The sequence below is a fragment of the Oricola sp. genome (genome assembly GCF_022763245.1).
In the GTDB taxonomy this organism is placed as follows: Bacteria; Pseudomonadota; Alphaproteobacteria; order Rhizobiales; family Rhizobiaceae; genus Oricola.
Genome location: NZ_JALEGV010000011.1, coordinates 41,094 through 56,282, shown reverse-complemented (window position 1 = coordinate 56,282; position 15,189 = coordinate 41,094). Strand labels below are relative to the sequence as shown.

Annotated in this window: 15 protein-coding genes and 1 pseudogene; 11 read left to right on the top strand and 5 right to left on the bottom strand. The window is 58.5% G+C overall.

Going from position 1 to position 15,189, the window contains the following annotated elements; all coding sequences use genetic code 11:
- The first annotated feature begins 5 nt into the window (after positions 1-5).
- The 3 genes from MRY80_RS03125 (at position 6) to MRY80_RS03115 (ending at position 3,475) form a co-directional block, all read left to right on the top strand.
- Positions 6-428, top strand: a complete 423-nt coding sequence (locus MRY80_RS03125) for a DUF2924 domain-containing protein (protein ID WP_293287881.1) — start codon at positions 6-8, stop codon at positions 426-428.
- Complete coding sequence (locus MRY80_RS03120) at positions 425-2,227, top strand: recombinase family protein (RefSeq protein WP_293287878.1); 1,803 nt, start codon at positions 425-427, stop codon at positions 2,225-2,227. Before MRY80_RS03125 ends, MRY80_RS03120 begins: the two co-directional genes overlap by 4 nt.
- 522 nt (positions 2,228-2,749) lie before the next feature.
- Positions 2,750-3,475: a hypothetical protein gene (locus MRY80_RS03115; RefSeq protein ID WP_293287876.1), complete on the top strand. Its 726-nt coding sequence runs from the start codon at positions 2,750-2,752 to the stop codon at positions 3,473-3,475.
- A gap of 6 nt (positions 3,476-3,481) precedes the next feature.
- On the opposite strand, the gene MRY80_RS03110 is transcribed toward MRY80_RS03115, so the two are convergent.
- A complete protein-coding gene (locus MRY80_RS03110; RefSeq protein ID WP_346433377.1) occupies positions 3,482-4,093 on the bottom strand; it encodes a DUF2726 domain-containing protein in 612 nt (203 codons plus the stop codon).
- A gap of 296 nt (positions 4,094-4,389) precedes the next feature.
- Here MRY80_RS03110 and MRY80_RS03105 point away from each other — a divergent pair, with 296 nt between their 5' ends.
- Genes MRY80_RS03105 through terL form a run of 3 tightly spaced genes read left to right on the top strand, consistent with a single transcriptional unit; the run spans position 4,390 to position 7,788 of the window.
- On the top strand, positions 4,390-5,769 hold the full coding sequence (locus MRY80_RS03105; RefSeq protein ID WP_293287872.1) for a DNA methyltransferase: 1,380 nt from the start codon (positions 4,390-4,392) through the stop codon (positions 5,767-5,769).
- The gene (locus MRY80_RS03100) at positions 5,759-6,367 is read left to right on the top strand and encodes a DUF5681 domain-containing protein (RefSeq protein ID WP_293287869.1); all 609 of its coding nucleotides are present in this window, start codon (positions 5,759-5,761) and stop codon (positions 6,365-6,367) included. Before MRY80_RS03105 ends, MRY80_RS03100 begins: the two co-directional genes overlap by 11 nt.
- Complete coding sequence (terL, locus tag MRY80_RS03095; RefSeq protein WP_293287866.1) at positions 6,364-7,788, top strand: phage terminase large subunit; 1,425 nt, start codon at positions 6,364-6,366, stop codon at positions 7,786-7,788. The genes MRY80_RS03100 and terL overlap by 4 nt, the downstream gene beginning before the upstream one ends.
- A gap of 259 nt (positions 7,789-8,047) precedes the next feature.
- Here terL and MRY80_RS03090 read toward each other — a convergent pair whose 3' ends face one another.
- From MRY80_RS03090 to MRY80_RS03080, 3 genes are read right to left on the bottom strand one after another with little or no spacing between them, the layout of a single operon-like run.
- Complete coding sequence (locus MRY80_RS03090; RefSeq protein ID WP_293287864.1) at positions 8,048-8,263, bottom strand: hypothetical protein; 216 nt, start codon at positions 8,261-8,263, stop codon at positions 8,048-8,050.
- Complete coding sequence (locus MRY80_RS03085) at positions 8,260-8,694, bottom strand: DUF488 family protein (protein ID WP_293287862.1); 435 nt, start codon at positions 8,692-8,694, stop codon at positions 8,260-8,262. Before MRY80_RS03085 ends, MRY80_RS03090 begins: the two co-directional genes overlap by 4 nt.
- Complete coding sequence (locus MRY80_RS03080; RefSeq protein ID WP_293287859.1) at positions 8,691-9,353, bottom strand: 5-formyltetrahydrofolate cyclo-ligase; 663 nt, start codon at positions 9,351-9,353, stop codon at positions 8,691-8,693. Before MRY80_RS03080 ends, MRY80_RS03085 begins: the two co-directional genes overlap by 4 nt.
- 118 nt (positions 9,354-9,471) lie before the next feature.
- Between MRY80_RS03080 and MRY80_RS03075 the strand changes: the two genes are divergently transcribed.
- The 3 genes from MRY80_RS03075 (at position 9,472) to MRY80_RS03065 (ending at position 11,368) form a co-directional block, all read left to right on the top strand.
- Positions 9,472-10,320 carry a LysR family transcriptional regulator gene (locus MRY80_RS03075; protein ID WP_293287857.1) on the top strand — a complete coding sequence of 283 codons (849 nt, stop codon included), beginning with the start codon at positions 9,472-9,474 and terminating at the stop codon, positions 10,318-10,320.
- Between the two features lie 76 nt (positions 10,321-10,396).
- Complete coding sequence (locus MRY80_RS03070; protein WP_293287854.1) at positions 10,397-10,840, top strand: group III truncated hemoglobin; 444 nt, start codon at positions 10,397-10,399, stop codon at positions 10,838-10,840.
- Between the two features lie 51 nt (positions 10,841-10,891).
- Positions 10,892-11,368 (top strand): Rrf2 family transcriptional regulator, encoded by a 477-nt coding sequence (locus MRY80_RS03065; RefSeq protein WP_293287851.1) that lies wholly within the window; start codon positions 10,892-10,894, stop codon positions 11,366-11,368.
- 28 nt (positions 11,369-11,396) lie between these two features.
- On the opposite strand, the gene MRY80_RS03060 is transcribed toward MRY80_RS03065, so the two are convergent.
- Entirely contained in the window at positions 11,397-12,095 is a 699-nt protein-coding gene (locus MRY80_RS03060) for a cyclic nucleotide-binding domain-containing protein (RefSeq protein ID WP_293287849.1), read from the bottom strand.
- A 247-nt stretch (positions 12,096-12,342) separates the two neighbouring features.
- Here MRY80_RS03060 and MRY80_RS03055 point away from each other — a divergent pair, with 247 nt between their 5' ends.
- Together MRY80_RS03055 and MRY80_RS03050 are read left to right on the top strand one after the other, a co-directional pair.
- Positions 12,343-13,710, top strand: coding sequence for a nitrate/nitrite transporter (locus tag MRY80_RS03055; protein WP_293287846.1), 1,368 nt, complete (start codon positions 12,343-12,345; stop codon positions 13,708-13,710).
- 99 nt (positions 13,711-13,809) lie between these two features.
- A pseudogene (locus MRY80_RS03050) lies at positions 13,810-15,165 on the top strand (NarK family nitrate/nitrite MFS transporter); the annotation flags it as partial.
- Positions 15,166-15,189: the final 24 nt, after the last annotated feature.

The following is a 15,189-nucleotide window of genomic DNA, read 5'->3' as shown; positions in this document are numbered from 1 at the left end:
CATCCATGATCGGAAGCGATGTTGCCGCCTTCGACGAACTGGATCGCGACGCTTGCATCGAGGCTTGGGGGAAGCAGTTCGGCCGGAAACCTCCCAAATTCGTCTCGGTGCAATTCATGCGCCGGGCACTGGCCTATGAGGCACAGGTGAAAGCTCATGGCCGGCACTCGCCTGCGGTTCGAAAGGCGCTCGTACGGTCCTTGAAGGACGTTCGAAGGCCGAGATCGGCTCTGCCGGCCTCGTCCATGTCTCTACGGCCGGGCACGCACCTCGTGCGCGAGTGGAACGGCCGGTCCTATCAGGTCGAGGTGCTGGACGACGGCTTCCAGATGGACGGCAAACGGTACCGGTCGCTGAGTGCCATCGCCCGCAAGATCACCGGAGCCCATTGGTCGGGACCGCGCTTCTTTGGACTGGACGCGTCATGAAGAAGATCCGCTGCGCCATCTATACGAGGAAGTCCTCCGAGGAGGGGCTCGAACAGGAGTTCAACTCGCTCCATGCCCAACGAGAAGCCTGCGTCTCCTACATTACCAGCCAGAAGCATGAAGGCTGGGTGCTGCTGCCGGATCACTATGACGACGGCGGCATATCCGGCGGAACTCTGGAACGGGCAGGGCTGCAGCGCCTCCTCCGTGATGTCGATGAAGGCCTGGTCGATCAGATCGTCGTCTACAAGATCGACCGGCTAACACGATCGCTGGCGGACTTCGCCAAACTGGTCGAACGGCTGGATGCGGCCGAGGCTTCCTTCGTGTCGGTGACGCAGTCCTTCAACACCGCCACCAGCATGGGTCGATTGACGCTGAATGTCCTCCTGTCATTCGCCCAGTTCGAGCGCGAGGTCACGGCCGAGCGCATCCGCGACAAAATCGCCGCCTCGAAGAAGAAGGGGCTCTGGATGGGTGGCAATGTGCCACTCGGCTACGAGCCAGATGGGCGCACGCTGAAGATAGTGGAAGACGAAGCCAGAACGGTTCGAACGTTGTTCGACCTCTATCTGGAACATGGTTCGGTCAAGGCGGTCAAACAGCAGGCAGACCGAATCGGGCTGCGAACAAAGGCCAGGGGAGGGACCGAGGTCAAACCATCGAAAGCAGCCGAGAGTGCCCGCAACGAGCCGGTCAGCATTGATGGTGCGACACCGGTATTAGGCTCTGATGAGATTGTGATCGCGGATTGCAGCGACGGACAGCTTGCCAATCAATCAGCAAAGGGAACTCGCAACGCCGCTGGCAATCTTCCCTTCTGCCGAAGCCACATCCATCACATTCTGGCCAATCCGATCTATGCCGGTCGCATTCGTCATCGGGGCCAGGTCTATGACGGCCAGCACGCAGCGATCATCGATCCCGCGATCTTCGATGATGTCCAGCAGCGCCTGATGGCAACAGCAGGAAGAGGGAGGGGACAGTCGGCATCAGGATCCATGGGGTCGTCGCTCACTGGCAAGCTATTCGACGAGACCGGAGATCGTCTGACTCCGACCCACGCCAACAAGAAGGGCAGGCGATATCGATACTATGCCTCCAACCGCATGATCGTCGGCGATGGGAACGCCGACAAATCGAAGGCTGCGAGCGGATGGCGGCTGCCGGCAAGGTCGCTGGAACAGCAGTTGTCTTCCGCGATCCAAACCCATTTTCGCAATCGTTTGCCCGTCGATCTCCTGATCGATTCTTCAGTCGATGATATCGGCCGCATCCGGGATTTGCTCGATGGAGCCGCGTCAGGCAAATCGGCCAGGAAGCCGGAAGCTGTCCTATCCTGCATCCAGCAAGCAACGATTACCCCGGGAAAGATTGAGATCGCTCTTGATGGCGAGCCCGTCGCTGCCTGGCTATCTGTTCAGTCAAAAGCGATCAACTCCGATGCGATGTCGTTCTCGGTCCCATTCCAGTTCCGCAAGCGCGGTGTCGAAACCAAGCTCATCATCGGAAACGATCAAGGCCAATCCATCGACGAAACGCTGATCCGCAACATCGCCAAAGCGCATCAGTATTACAATGCCATCAAGCACGGTCAGACCTTCGAGGAGATCGCTGCGTCCGAAAGCCTCTCGAAGCGCCGCATCCTGCAGGTGATCGATCTGGCATTCCTAGCGCCCGACATTGTCAAATCGATCATGCAGGGCGATCAACCGATCGGACTGACCGCAAAACGGCTCGGCCAGAATCCGTTGCCATCCGACTGGCAGGCCCAGCGGCGCATCGTGGCCACGCTCTGAAACCTCACACGAATTTGTCGAAGACTTGCATCAGTACCCGATGGTCCGCCGATGCACTTTCCGCAAACTGTCAGCCCCGAAATGGCCGACTGAGACTTTCCGCGATTCAGCGGCGATTTGTGGCTCGAAATGCAGTCTCTGTTTCGAGGCGCACCCGCTAACCCGCGGAAACCACGCAGCTATCTGGCGACGAAACTGGAAACGGTATTTTGGGAAGGGTGGTTGGCTGTGGACGCAGTCCTGGGCGAACCAGTCTCTGGTCGAAATTTCCCTGTTTAATGGGAAAGAACAGGGAATAATCGCGATTTCGAGCGGTTTGAGGTGTTCGAGCGGGCTTTTCTCCGCGAAATCTCAGTGGCTTGCCAATGAAATTCCCGTGGAATCAAAACAGGGAATTTTCTCAAACTCAACGGGAACGGAATCGATTGATCAGGGAAGCTGGTCGATCGCCTGAATTGGTAACTTGATCTGCCTGGCTTCCGATCATAAACCCGAGTGGGTCTGGACAAACGGTACTCGGCTATGACCAACCAAACATATGGGCGAGGGCAAATCGAAAACGCTCTGTGGCGAACGTTTGCGCCGTTCGACAAGAATGTAAAAGATCTGTCGGGCGAAGGCGGGTCCGCGTTCCGGACGCGGATCAGGCGGCTCCTGGAAATCGATCGCACGGGAGGCTTCGAAGCTGCAAACGGTGCAACGATAGCGGAGTACGCTTTCGCGCCCGCTCCGGAAACCGAAGGCGGCGCACTTGCTTTCGAAACGAAGGACGTTTTCCGCATGGCGGTCGCGCTGGAATTTCTGGCGCTCGGGTTCAAGCAGCGCGAGGCAGTGGAGCTCGTCTATTACCTTCGCAGTGACCTCGACACGCTGCTGAAGCGCAGTTTCTTTTCCTATGTAATCGATCCAGACAATCCCCTATTGCCGGATCAATATCCCCGCCTACCGAAGATCATAGTCGACGATATCGTTTATCGAGACCCTCGGATCTATCTTTTGATCAAGTCGGCCGAACTCGAGGAGATCGATTTCGAGTTCAAAGGTAAGACCGCGAAGAAAAAGCGGGCGCCGGTATTCATGATGGTGGATGGTATTTCGGCGCTTCAGGAGACGATTGGTGGACTGAGCCTGCGAACGTTCCGCTCGATGACAGTTGTCGAACTGGCCTATCTCGCGCAGCGGGTTACATCCACGCTGCAAAATTCCCAACCGATCCGTCGCGGGCGCAAGAAAGCCGCTGCGACCTAATCGGGCTCATCCGCCCTGACCGGAGAGTTGCGCGATGATGTCCTGCGGCTGATCCGTGCTAGGGACGAGCCGCTCGACGAGACGCTTGAGTTCCGACGGTGTGGTTTGGCCTCCGATCACCTCATGGTAGCCGATACCCGCGCGCCGGAGCGCTTCCTTCTTGATTGCGTCTCGCGCGGCAGCGGTTCCCTGGTTGTGCGCACCGCCCTGGTATTCGATGGCATGACGCGGCTGGCAGTCTTCGTCCATTAGGAGCAGGTCGACCCGCTTCGAGTTGACGCAGCTATAGGCCTTTGGGTCATTGCAATAGAGTATCTCTCCCAAAGACACCTGCGCCATGACCTGCCATCCAGGATTGCGGCCGATGACCATCAGGTCGAGTTCCTTGAAGACCCGCGCTTCGCTCTTGTTGAGAATAGCCTGGGGCTCGAAGTCGGCGCCCATGACAATCCGCAACTGATCTGCAGCATCGACTGCTTTTGGAAGTGCTGCATCCGGGGCCGGGGCCTGTGGTTGCATGTCACGTTGCCGGTGACCGCGATTGTAACGCGGACGCCAGTTGTTCTTCTCGCGCCAGGCTTGGCGGCGCAACTTCGAACGGAAGCGCTCGATCGCCATACCGATGATTGCGCCGAGGACGAGAACAACAATGAGCGTTTCGGGGCTTTGGACCACTGCGCTGTCCCTATTCAATAGCCGGCAGTTTAGGCGACTGCCTCGTGAAATTCCTTAAACGAAGCTTTTGCATTCGATCTATCCGCGAAGGGCCGGGGCTTCGCTGACTGGCTTACAGCCACCGCAACAGAAAAATAAATACAGACTGAAAAGGGTTTGTAATATGCATCTGCGTCCTGTATGGGATTTCTCGATGGATTAAATACAGACCCAAGTCAGTCTGTGAAGGAGTATAGACCATGGCACTGTCGAACCGTTGGCCGACGCTTGAAGAGGCGATGCTTTGCGATTTGAACCCGCGCGCCAATAACGCGCGAACCCATACGAATGCGGATATCGACGCGGTGGCGGAAAGCATTCGCAAATTCGGGATGACGTTCCCGATCCTGGTGGATGGAAGCAATCAGATCATCGCCGGACACTGTCGGTATGAGGCAGCAAAACGCCTTGGCCTCGAGACCGTCCCGATATTGCGTCGGACCGATATGAACGACGCGCAGATCAAGCTCTACATGCTCACCGATAATCGCCTTGCCGAAAATGCCGGTTGGGACCGCGCGCAATTGGCGATCGAGCTGCAGGAAATCATCGAACTTGCTGACGACTTCGATCTGGAGGTCACGGATACCGGTTTCCAGCTCGTCGAAGTCGATCTCATTCTGCAGGAGGCAGCCGACGCCGAAATAGCCACGGCCGGCCCGGATGAAGCCGATGCGGTTCCTGATTTGACGGATACAGAGCCGGTGACGCGGCTTGGTGATGTTTGGATCGTGGGCCGCCATCGGCTGATATGCGGTGATTCCAAGCAACCCGAAACGTATGATGATCTAATGGACGGAGAGGCCGCCCAGGCGGTGTTCACCGACCCGCCCTATAATGTCTCCGTCGACGGTCATGTTAGTGGCAAGGGCAAGGTCAAACACCGCGAGTTCTATGAAGCCTCTGGCGAGATGACAGCGGAGGCATTCATTGCCTTCCTCGGCCTTGTCATGAGGCAGATGGTCCGAGCCTCGGTCGATGGCGCGATCCATTTCATCTGCATGGATTGGCGGCATGCCTTCGACATCATGACCGCCGGCAAAGACGTCTATACCGAACTCAAGAACATGTGCGTTTGGGCGAAGACAAATGGCGGGATGGGCTCCCTCTATCGTTCCCGTCACGAACTGATCTTTGTCTACAAGGCGGGCAAGGCCAAACACATCAATAATGTGCAGTTGGGGCGCAACGGCCGAAATCGGACAAATCTGTGGGACTATGCCGGCGTAAATTCGTTCGGCCATGGCCGTGATGACGCATTGGCCATGCACCCGACAGTCAAGCCGGTCGCGATGATCGCCGACGCAATCCTCGATTGCTCAAACCGGGGTGGGATCATCCTCGATCCCTTTGCTGGGTCTGGCACGACTCTGATCGCAGCTGAGCGCACCGGCCGACGCGGCTACGGCATCGAAATCGATCCGCTCTACTGCGACGTCATTCTGACCCGGCTCAAGAAAGTCTGCGGCCTCGACGCCGTGCTCTCCGACACGGGCGAGACATTCGCGGAAGTACGAGCACGGCGAGAAACCAAACGACAGCAAATCGAAGCAACGCTGGAGCAGGCCGATGTCTGGTGACGACGCTAATCGCGGAATAGAAGATGATGACGGTGTCGCCGATACGGACGCCGGTGGCGGCGGCGAGGGCCCCGTATACGAGGTCGGCTACAAGAAGCCGCCGGTACAAACCCGCTTCCAGAAAGGCAATTCGGGCAACCGGAAAGGCCGTCCGAAAGGCCGACGCGACTTTCGAACCGATCTGGAAAGAACGCTGATGACGCGTCGCAAGGTCAAACGCGGCGACAAGGTCGTCGCCCTGTCGACACAAGAAATCATGCTGGAGAACCTAGCCGGAAAAGCGGCTGGGGGAGACACGAAATCTGTCGGTCTGATGCTCCAGGCGATCGGCAAATACCTCGCCGACGAGGTCGGCGTTCAGGAGAATGGCGAGCTGGATCTGGAGGAAGCCGATATTTTGAATATCGCGCTTGAGCGCTTCGTACAGCGCCACACGGCACCGGATGAGCGCGAAGAACCTTCCGAGCCGAATACGGTCACTGCCCCGCCGTCGGCGGAACCGGCTCCGCCCGCGGAGCCCGTGATCCAACGCGATGAGCCGGTCGTGAAGCAACCGCAGCAGCCCTCTGTCCTCGACAAGCTTAGGAATCGAAAATGAACGAGCAGATCACCGACAAGAAGCTTCTGAATCACTTCCTGCGCGAAGATCTCCTGGCCTTCACGATCTGTGCTTTTAAGGAAATCAATCCGGGGCGGGAGTATCTCGACAATTGGCACATGCGCGCCATCGTCCATTATTTGGAGGAAAGCGCGGCCGGCCGGTTGAACCGGCTGATCGTGACCCTTCCGCCGCGAAGCCTGAAGTCCATCACCATATCAGTCGCCTATGTCGCTTGGCGGCTTGGCCGGGATCCGGGGCAGCGTTTCGTCTGCGTGAGCTATTCCGCCGAACTCGCGGAACTTCTCTCGCGTCAATTCCGCAAGGTCGTCACGTCTTCCTGGTACCGTTTCCTCTTCCCGAAAATGAAGATCCAATCCGATACCAAGTTCGAACTGGTGACGACCAAAGGAGGAGGGCGATTTGCGACCTCGATCGGCGGCACTCTAACCGGACGCGGTGGTGACGTGATCATCATCGATGATCCGATGAAAGCATCCGATGCGGCGTCGGAATCCGTGCGAAATTCGGTCATCGCCTGGTATCGGGAGTCGCTGCCTTCGCGCCTTGACGTCCAATCCAAGGGAACAATCATCCTCGCCATGCAGCGCCTGCATGAGGACGATCTGGCGGGGTTCCTGCTTGATCAGGCCCAGTGGCCGCATCTCGATCTCCCGGCAATCGCTCAGGCCGATCAAGTCGTGCCAATCGCTCCCAACCAGACCTATCACTGGAAAGCCGGTGAAATCCTGCATCCTGGCCTTTGGACGCTGGAAGACCTCGAACGCTTGAAGCGTGAACACGGCAGCCAGGCATTTTCGGCTGTCTATCTTCAACGGCCTGTTCCGTCCGACGGCAACATGATCAAGCGTAAATGGCTGCAGACCTATAATGGTGTGCTGACCTACGAGGATGGCGACCGCATCGTCCAAAGCTGGGATACGGCGCTCAAAGCCGGTGATCACAACGACTATTCCGTCTGCACCACTTGGCTCGTGAAGGGAGACCGCTTTTATCTCTCCAATGTCTACCGCGAAAAATTGGAGTATCATGCGCTCCGCGCCCGCGCGATTGAACTGGCGAAACTTCATAAGGCCGATCACGTCCTCATCGAAGACAAGGGTTCCGGTACGAGCCTGATCCAGGACTTACAGGATGCGGGCGCCGGGGTTTACCCGATCCCGATCGAGCCCGAGGGCGATAAGGAAACGCGCATGTCGACCGTCACGCCGTTGCTCGAAAATGGCCAGGTGTTCCTCCCGAAGGAAGCGCCTTGGCTGGCGGATTTTATCAACGAACTGATGGCATTTCCCCATAGCAAGCACGATGATCAGGTCGATAGCGTGTCGCAGTTTCTGCGTTGGGTGCGGGACCATCTTCGTCATTTGCCGGCCACGGAGATTAAGGTGACGTGGGGGTAGATTTCTGTATCTGTGTCGGATCGATAACGCCTGCCAAACACCTGTCGATCGGTGCCAATTTGGACTCGAAGAAATAGGCGACAGGTCCGGAGTACCCAAAACAGAACGCTCCGACCCGATCTGTTTTCGGCAGCTGAAAACAACCCCAGCATAGCCAATAAACTTGAGGGCAATAATCGACAGAGGAGCCTCGACAGTTCCCATGAGAGTCCTTGATGAGGCTCATGCGTTTGTCGGAGGTGATGTCGTTTAGTGACCTCTATATTTCCAGCGATAGCGTCACGGCACCCTTCAGCGAGATCAGAATCCCTGTCGCCATGATGCCGGCGCCGGTTTCGGGCGCCAGGATAACGGAATTGCCGTCCGCGCCGAACGCCTGACCAATACAGTAGAAAACAATTCCGATTATCGTAGCAGCCAAGCCCGTTGTGAGTGTCATCTCGCCTTGGCTCAGCGCTTTTGGGGCCTGTCTCATTTGCCGCCTCCATTCGCTCCGGGACGCAGAAAATATTCGGGATGTCCGGAACGCTTCGACGCGGCACGGTCATGCTCGCTCAATTCACCCTCGAGATACTCCTTGAGCGCCGCAGCATTGTTCAGGGCTTCGTCCTTTGCTCCGTATATGAGTGTCACCGGTCCATCTTCGAGCAGGCGGAGGATTCTCGTGACCTCGGAATGCTTGTTGTCCAGTTCCCGGAAATAGGCTGCGCGAAAGCCGTCCCATTTCGCGGGATCATGGTCGAACCACCGCCGAAGGTCTGCGCTCGGCGCGATATCTTTCGGCCACCTGGCAATCCGCAAACGGTCGCGCGTCATCCCGCGGGGCCATACGCGGTCGACAGGGATTCGTGACCCGTCCGAGACGCGTGCGGCGCGATAGGCGCGCTTTATGCGTAATCCGTTCATCCCGGTTTCTTCCAGCGTCTGTCTCCAAGGACTATCCAGTCCATCGGGATATCGTGCGGTTGAGGGAAGATGGTATCGACTTCCGCGACAGGGTGGCCGACACCGATCGTCATGACCCAGTCTGGCATCGAAGCCAGTGTGCGGTCATAAAAGCCGCCGCCATATCCCAGGCGATATCCCGCGCGGTCGGCACCGACAACTGGCGAGACCACGATCTCGGGAGTGAGCCTGCGATCGTCGGCCGGAACCGGGATGTTCCACACTCCGCGCTCCATTCTACATCCGGGGTGCCATTCCCGAAACACGAGGGGTTGTCCCTTCGCGACCACGACGGGTAGCGCCACGCGGGCGCCGCGCTTGTAAAGCGCCGCCATCCAGTCGCGAAAATCCAGTTCGCCCCGGAAAGGCCAGTAGAGGCTGATCACCGGGCTGCAAAACTCCGCTAAGAGATCGTCCAGCAGATCTATGACTTTACGGGCTATTGCAGCGCGGTGATCGGCCGGAACGGCAAGCCGCGCTGCAATAAGCCGCTCCCTTTCCGATTTTCGCCAACGGGCGACGTCGATCGTTGTTTGTGGATCGACCGCTTCGAAGCCGTTCCATCCGTCATCGATCTCGTGGGCGAAGCAGGGGGGCGACGAGTAGGTGGTATGGCTCATGGTCTTCCTCGCTCCGTTGGCCAGAAGATTCCTGAAATGGATTTCCCGCCATCCATTCTTCCGCTCATACAACAATTGGAAAAGCGAATTTTAATGCGATATAATATCGGGTAATACGATGGATGGGCCGATGAACGTTGAACATGCCAGAACCTTCCTTGCGGTGGCCGATACCGGGAGTTTCGTCGCTGCCGCGGAACGGCTGCACGTCACGCAGTCGACCGTCAGTGCCCGCGTCGGCGCGCTGGAGAAGACGCTTGGAGCCCGACTTTTCGTGCGCAACAGGTCTGGCGCCGTCCTGACCAATTCGGGTGGTCGATTCTTGAGATACGCCGGACAACTCGTCCGGACGATGGAGCGGGCGCGTCAGGATATAGGACTTCCGAAACAGTTCCGCGGCAGGGTCGTTATCGGTGCGAGGATGGGGCTGTGGGACGGAGCGATGGTGGACTGGTTCGCGTCCCTGTCGCGCGCCTATCCGGAGGTGTCCTTTCGCGCCGAGATCGGTTTCGAAGCGGAACTGATGCAGGGGCTGGTCGAGGGCCGGATCGACGTCGGCATTATGTTCACGCCGCAGCGCCGCCCGAATCTCTCCGTTGTTCCGTTTCTCACCGAGCGGCTTGTGATGGTCACTTCCGATCGCGATCTCGATATGCGGCCGGAGGCCTATATTCACGTGGATTGGGGTCCCGAGTTCGACAACCAGTTCAGCGCGAGCTTTCCCGAGTTCCCCGGGCCTGCTGTCACGGTCAATATCGGTTGGCTCGGCTTGCAGTGCCTGGAGAAAAACGGCGGATGCGGCTATTTCCCCGAGCGCCTGGCGCGAAGCCGCATCGCCGAAGGGAGGTTGTTTGTCCTGCCGGACGCGCCTGTCTTCGAATTGCCGGCATGGGTGCTTGTCAGGGAAGATCGTAGCAAGTCGCTGGTCGATCCGATGGTTGATGGCCTGAGACGGGCTGTTTCCTAATCCCGGCGAATACCATTGCCATTAAGCGCGGTCTGATCTAAGTGGTATTTAGAATGCTACTTTAAGGATTGCATCCATGAGTGCGGAAATCGACCGGGTTCGTCCGGCGCAAGACAAGCAGCCCGAGTGTGAGGGCGTAGACCGCGAGTTCATCAGCGGCCTTGTCAGGGAATTCTACCGCCGCGTGCGTGCGAATCCCCGTCTTGGCCCGATTTTCGCGCGCGAGATTACGGGTGACTGGGAGCCGCATCTGGAAAAGATGACGGAGTTCTGGAGTTCGGTCATCCTTAAGACGTCCAACTATCAGGGACGACCCGTGCCCGCCCATCTGAAACTCGCCGACGTAACCGAAGAGGATTTCCGCACGTGGCTCGGCATCTTCGCGCAGACGACCAGTGACCTGTGCACGGAGAACGTCGCAGCCGTGTTCAACGAAAAGGCTGAAACGATTGCCAGAAGCCTACAATACGCAATGTTCTATCGCTTGCCTTCTAATCAACAAGGCAGCCGGTTTGCGTAATGTGAAACGCCAAGCCGAAATAGGTTTCGACGATCCAGGGAGGCGACCTGGATGCGGATGACGGCGCACACCGATTACGCGCTTCGAATGTTGATTCATCTTGCGGTCTTCAAGGGACGCCCTCATACGGTCAATGACGTCGCCGAAACCTTCGGCCTCTCACGCAACCACCTTCTCAAAGTCGCTTACAATCTCCGAAAAATGGAGCTGGTTCACGCCGTGCGCGGTCGCTCGGGAGGGATCAGTCTCGCGATCCCGGCGACGGACATCAACATCGGCAGCGTCATCCGCCGGATGGAGGAGGACTTCAGTGTGGTCGAGTGCCTGCAGCGCGACGGCGGGGCTTGCCTGATCTCGCCGGCATGCCGCCTGAAAGCCATCGCGGCCGAGGCGCTGGAAGCCTATCTGCGCGTGTTCGACAGCTACACCCTTGCCGATCTTGTTCGAAACGAATCGGCGTTGGCCGCATTGCTTGGAGACGGTAAAAACGGCCCAAGTGCACGCGCCCTCCCGGAATATTTGGATTAGCGATGTAAAGCCGAAGTGGATCGAGTCGTTACTGATCCCGTCCGTCGATTAGCGGATTCGGCTTTGCCAAGGTTTCGAGAGCCTTCGTGTCGTTCAGCCTGACGAACGAACCGTCTACGTCGACGCCGTAGGGTTTCAGCGTGTTAAAGGCACGAGACAGGTTTTCGGGCGTCATGCCGAGCAGCGAGGCTAAGGTGCGCTTGTCATATGGCAAGTCGAGCGAACCGTTCGCGCCTTGGTCCCGATGATACCGCAGCAGCCTGTTTGCCAACCGTTCCACGGCCGTGCGCAGCTTTAGGTTCTTGTGCTCTTTGACGACCCCGCGATAACAACTGGCAAGCTCCTGGACGATGGCTCGGGTGAAGGATGCGTCTGCTTGGAATGCTTCCCGCACGTTATCGGAAGGTATCAGCAGGATCTTCGATTTCTGGCAGGTCCGTGCCGACATCAGATAAACGGCGTCTTTCAGGACGGCCGCCAGGATAAAGGTGCCGACCGGCTGGACCATTCCCATCGTCGCTTCCCTGCTGTTCGAGCGCGCGTAGAGTTCCACGCATCCTTCGATGACGACGTAGAGGAAATCTGCCGGGTCGCCCTCGGTAATCAGGTCGAGTTGCGTAGGGAAGGTTTGCAGATAGGCGGTCTGCATGAGCGTTTCGAAGTTTTGCTCGCTCATGCTCTCAAACAGCCGAAGAGACCGTACCTGAGGAAGATCAGTTGTTCGCACGATCTCGATCCTTGATAATTATCAAGCGTTGAATTGAAATTGGTAGCAAGCCGATTTCGCCGTTTCAACCAGCCGACTTGATCTCGAACGCGGCCGGATTTGCCGTTCTCCCCGCCGAAACTTGTTTCTTCCTCGCTACCCGCAAACGTTGATCTGGATCAACCCTGCTACCCCTATTTGATCCGCTAGTGTCCCGGTCAGTTTCGAAATCGGCGGGATTTTCCGTCTGTAGAAGGGGGTCGGATCGATGCATTCGCTCGAAGGAGTTACCCGCTCGGACCAATACCGGGCGCTGGGGCTCAGCACATTCGCCTTCACGGTCTGCTTTGCCGTGTGGACGATCTTTTCCATCATTGGTGTCCGGATCAAACAGGAACTCGGACTGAGCGACACGGAGTTCGGGCTACTTGTCGCGACGCCAGTTCTGACCGGATCGGTCAGCCGCATCTTTCTCGGCGTCTGGACCGAACAGTTCGGCGGCAGGATCATGTTCCCGCTGCAGATGTTGATCACGTCGGTTGCCGTCTGGCTGCTGACCTCGGTCCACAGCTACGAGATCTTTCTTCTCGCCGCACTTGGCCTCGGCCTTGCGGGCGGTTCGTTCATCGTTGGCGTCGCCTATGTCTCGCAGTGGTTCGAGAAGGAACGCCAGGGAACGGCGCTCGGCATTTTCGGTGCCGGTAACGTCGGAGCGGCTGTGACGAATTTCGCGGCGCCGTTCCTGGTCGTCGCGCTAGGATGGGAAGGCACTGCACGGGTTTATGCGATCGTGCTCGCCGCGACAGCGGTTCTGTTCTACCTGCTGTCGAAGGACGACCCGGCGCAGGCCGCACGCAAACGGTCCGGCCATCGGCCGGTTTCGGCCGCGGAGCAACTGGCACCGCTGAAGAACATCCAGGTCTGGCGTTTCGCAACTTATTACTTCTTCGTCTTCGGCGGCTTCGTGGCGCTCGCCTCGTTCCTTCCGCGCTACTATGTCGGTGCTTACGGGCTTCCGCTGACGACAGCGGGCGTCTTCGCCGGCCTTTATTCGATGCCCGGTTCGGTTTTCCGCGCGCTTGGCGGCTGGATGTCGGACAAGTGGGGCGCGCGCTTCGTGATGTACCTGACGTTCATCGTGTCGCTCGGCTGCCTGTTCGTGATGAGCTATCCGCAGACTAGCTACGTCGTCAGCGGCATCAAGGAACCGATCAGCTTCCAGTTCGGACTGAATGTGACCGCCTTCGTCGCCATGACTGTCGTTCTCGGGTTCGTCATGAGCTTGGGCAAGGCTGCCGTCTACAAGCATATCCCGGTCTATTATCCGCACCATGTCGGCGCTGTCGGCGGCCTGGTCGGTATGATCGGCGGACTCGGCGGTTTCTTCTTGCCAATTTCCTTCGGCATCCTGCTCGACTGGACCGGCGTCTGGACCGCTCCATACATGCTGATGTTCGTTCTCGTCGCGGTGTCGACGATCTGGATGCACGTCGCCATCCGCCGCATGGAGAAAGCGCGGCACCCGGCGCTCGGCGAAGAGAAATATCTCTCCGACGTTCCCGAGAAGCCCGTCGCCAAACCCGGCTCGAAATCCTCATCGGCATCCACGGACGGACATCTCCACCCGGCCGAATGAAATCAAACGGGAGGCGGCTGACCGCCTTCCGCCCTCCCATATCACTCAGGAGTGCACGAAATGGCACATTCTACTGCAGCAGTGGCCGGAAAGGCTCACATACTGACCGACTGGCGGCCCGATGAAGAATCCTTCTGGCAAGGCAGTGGCCGCTCGATCGCCAAACGCAATCTCTGGATCTCGATCCCCGCGCTGCTTCTGGCCTTTTCGGTCTGGATGGTGTGGAGCGTGGTCGTCGCCAAGCTGCCGGCGATCGGCTTCGCATATTCGACCGACCAGCTGTTCTGGCTGGCGGCCCTGCCGGGTCTCTCCGGCGCGACGTTGCGTATTTTCTACTCCTTCATGGTGCCGATTTTCGGCGGCCGACTATGGACGACATTGTCGACCGCCTCGCTGCTGTTGCCGGCGATCGGCATCGGCTTCGCGGTGCAGAACCCGGAAACACCCTATACGGTCTTTCTGATCCTGGCGCTGCTCTGCGGCTTCGGCGGAGGCAACTTCGCCTCCTCTATGGCCAACATCTCCTACTTCTTTCCCAAGAAGGAGAAGGGCAACGCTCTCGCGCTGAACGCCGGCCTCGGCAATCTCGGCGTCTCGGTGATGCAATTCCTCGTCCCGATCGTCATCACCACGGGCACGTTCGCCGCGGTCGTCGGCGATGGCCAGGTTACCAGTGACGGCGCGACCCTTTGGTTGCAGAATGCGGGCTTCGTCTGGGTTCCGTTCCTGATTGTCTCCACCATCGCCGCATGGTTCGGCATGGATGATATCGCCTCGGCCAAGGCTTCCTTCGCCGAACAGTCGATCATCTTCAGGCGGTTCCACAACTGGGTGATGTGCTGGCTCTATACCGGCACCTTCGGCTCCTTCATCGGCTATTCGGCGGGCTTCCCGCTGCTGATGAAGACGCAGTTCCCCGAAGTGAACGCGCTGTCCTACGCCTTCCTCGGTCCGCTCGTCGGGGCGCTCAGCCGCGCGGCGACCGGTTGGGTTTCCGACCGGTTCGGTGGCGGCCGGGTCACCTTCTGGACCTTCACCGGCATGATCGTCGCGGTCGGCGGCGTTCTCTACTTCCTCGGCATCAAGGAACAGCCCGGCGCGTTCTGGGGCTTCTTCGCCTGCTTCATGGCGCTGTTCTTCCTGACGGGGGTCGGTAATGCGTCGACCTTCCAGATGATCCCGACGATCATGCGCCGGGAAGTGCCGCGGCTGATGCCGCAACTCGATGAAGGCGCGAGGCTGAAACAGGCCGAACGCGAAAGTGCCGCTATCGTCGCCTTCACCTCCGCAATCGCGGCTTATGGCGCCTTCTTCATTCCTAAGGCCTACGGCACCTCGATCGTCCTGACCGGCGGCCCGGCAGCCGCGCTCTGGGCATTCCTGATCTTCTACGTCTCCTGCGTGCTCGTCACCTGGTTCTTCTACACGCGCAAGAACGCGGCCGTTCCCTGCTGAACGGCCGACAAGAAAGGACAAAAT